This window comes from Actinotalea sp. (genome assembly GCF_035443605.1).
GTDB lineage: Bacteria > Actinomycetota > Actinomycetes > Actinomycetales > Cellulomonadaceae > Actinotalea.
The window spans coordinates 1-2,340 of sequence record NZ_DAORSQ010000030.1 but is presented as its reverse complement, the minus strand read 5'-3'; the positions used below and the strand labels follow the sequence as shown (position 1 = coordinate 2,340).

Below are 2,340 nucleotides of genomic sequence, written 5' to 3'. Positions count from 1 at the left end.
CGCCGGCGACGACCGGCTGGTCCGTCTCACGACGCCCTGACGGACGTTCAGGTGTCCGAGCGCAGCAGGGCGACCCCGGCGGTCGACATCTCGGCGCGGGCCCAGGCGCCCTGCTCGGGGCTCACCGGCACCGTGAGGTCCGTCAGCACGCGCGTGGGCCAGCCGGCCGCGTGCGCGTCGAGCGCCGTCGCCCGCACGCAGTGCGACTCCGCGATGCCCACGACGTCGACCGCGTCCACGCCGGCCTCGGTGAGGATCCGGGCCAGGTCGCGGCCGTCGGCGTCGGTGCCCTCGAAGCCGGAGTACGCCGCGGCGTAGGCGCCCTTGCGGACGCGGGCGTCGGGTCGCAGGTCCGCCAGCGCAGGGTGCAGCTCAGCCTCGGGCGTCCCGGCGACCCCGTGCGGCGGCCAGGTGTCGACGAAGTCCGGCTCGGCCGGCGGCACCGCGAAGTGGGCGCCGGGGTCGACGTGCCAGTCCTGGGTGGTGACGACGAGCGCGTAGCGGTCCCGGTGGGCTGCCGCGTACCGGGCGATGGCGCGCGCCACGGCGTCACCCCCCTCGACGGGCAGCGCTCCGCCCTCGCAGAAGGTCGGTTGCACGTCGACGACGAGCAGGGCGCGGCGTGGGGGGTGCTCGCTCATGCCGCGAGCGTAGGACGGGCCGCACCGTCCCGCCCGGCCGCCGGCCCCGCGCGTGCCGCGAACCATCGCGCAGACGGCGAGCTCGTGCGCGGAGGGCGGACTCCAGGAGCTCGCACTCCGCCGTGGGTCCGCACCCTGGGGTCGTGCCTGGCTCGTCGCCGCCGAGGGGCCCGGCCGTGGCCGCCCGCGGCGCCCCTACGATGAACCCCATGCCCGACGCCGCCCCGACCTTCTACCTCACGACCCCCATCTACTACGTCAACGACGCCCCGCACATCGGGCATGCGTACACGACGGTGGCGGCCGACGTCATCACCCGCTGGCACCGTCAGCGCCAGGAGGACGTCTGGTTCCTCACGGGCACCGACGAGCACGGGCAGAAGGTCATGCGCACGGCCCAGGCCCATGGAGTCACGCCGCAGCAGTGGGCCGACCGCCTCGTCGAGGAGTCGTGGAAGCCCGTGCTGGCCACGCTCGACGCGGCGAACGACGACTTCATCCGGACCACCGAGCCGCGCCACATCGAGCGGGTCCAGGCGTTCATCCAGGACCTGTACGACCGCGGTGAGATCTACGCCGGCTCGTACGAGGGCCCGTACTGCGTGGGCTGCGAGGAGTACAAGCTGCCCGGCGACCTCGTCGACGGGACGGGTGAGCTCGAGGGCGAGAAGCTCTGCCCCATCCACGGCCGGCCCGTCGAGATGCTCGCCGAGCAGAACTACTTCTTCCGGATGAGTGCGTACGCGGAGCGTCTGCTCGCGCACTACGAGGCGAACCCGACCTTCGTGCAGCCCGCATCGGCGCGCAACGAGATCGTCTCATTCGTCTCGCAGGGCCTGGCGGACCTGTCGATCTCGCGCAGCACGTTCGACTGGGGCATCCCCATCCCGTGGGACACCTCGCACGTGCTCTACGTGTGGTTCGACGCCCTGCTCAACTACGCGACCGCCGCGGGCCTGCACGCCACCGACCCCGCAGAGCAGGCGCGTTTCGAGCGGCTCTGGCCGGCCGACGTGCACCTGGTCGGCAAGGACATCCTGCGGTTCCACGCGGCGATCTGGCCGGCCATGCTCATGGCAGCCGAGCTGCCGCTGCCCCGGCAGGTCTTCGCGCACGGCTGGCTGCTGGTGGGCGGGGAGAAGATGAGCAAGTCCAAGCTCACCGGCATCGCCCCCGACCAGATCATCGACACGTTCGGCTCGGACGCGTTCCGCTACTACTTCCTGCGTGCCATCGCCTTCGGCCAGGACGGCTCGTTCTCCTGGGAGGACCTGCACGCCCGCTACACCGCGGAGCTGGCCAACGGCTTCGGCAACCTCGCCTCGCGCGTCGCGGCGATGGTCGGCCGGTACTACGACGGCGCCCTGCCCGCCGCTGGCGCGCCGACGGCGGCGGAGGACGCGCTGGCGGACGTGGCCGCACGCGCGGTCGCCGACGCCGACGCGGCGATCGACCGGCTCGCGCTCCACGAGGCCATCGCCGCCGTCTGGACGCTGGTCGAGGCGACCAACGGCTACCTCACCGAGCAGGCGCCCTGGTCGGCCGCCAAGACCGAGGTGGGCGTGGACGGCACGTACCCGCAGGGTGGCCGGCTGGCGACGGTGCTCGTCACCTCGGCCGAGGCGCTGCGCGTCCTGGCGGTGCTGCTCCACCCGGTCATCCCCCGGGCCGCCGCGGCGCTGTGGGAGTCGCTCGGCGC

2 protein-coding genes are annotated in these 2,340 nt (G+C 73.4%); one reads left to right on the top strand and one right to left on the bottom strand.

Features of this window, described 5'->3' with window-relative positions; all coding sequences use genetic code 11:
• Positions 1-47: 47 nt before the first annotated feature.
• Entirely contained in the window at positions 48-641 is a 594-nt protein-coding gene (locus PKY62_RS05065) for an isochorismatase family protein (RefSeq protein ID WP_324535496.1), read from the bottom strand.
• A 209-nt stretch (positions 642-850) separates the two neighbouring features.
• Here PKY62_RS05065 and metG point away from each other — a divergent pair.
• The coding region (gene metG / locus PKY62_RS05060) for a methionine--tRNA ligase (protein ID WP_324535494.1) at positions 851-2,340 on the top strand (1,490 nt) is incomplete at its 3' end.

Bases quoted from the DNA above. Each gene is read 5' to 3' on its own strand.
- PKY62_RS05065 (WP_324535496.1), bottom strand. From the start codon at position 641: ATGAGCGAGCACCCCCCACGCCGCGCCCTGCTCGTCGTCGACGTGCAA.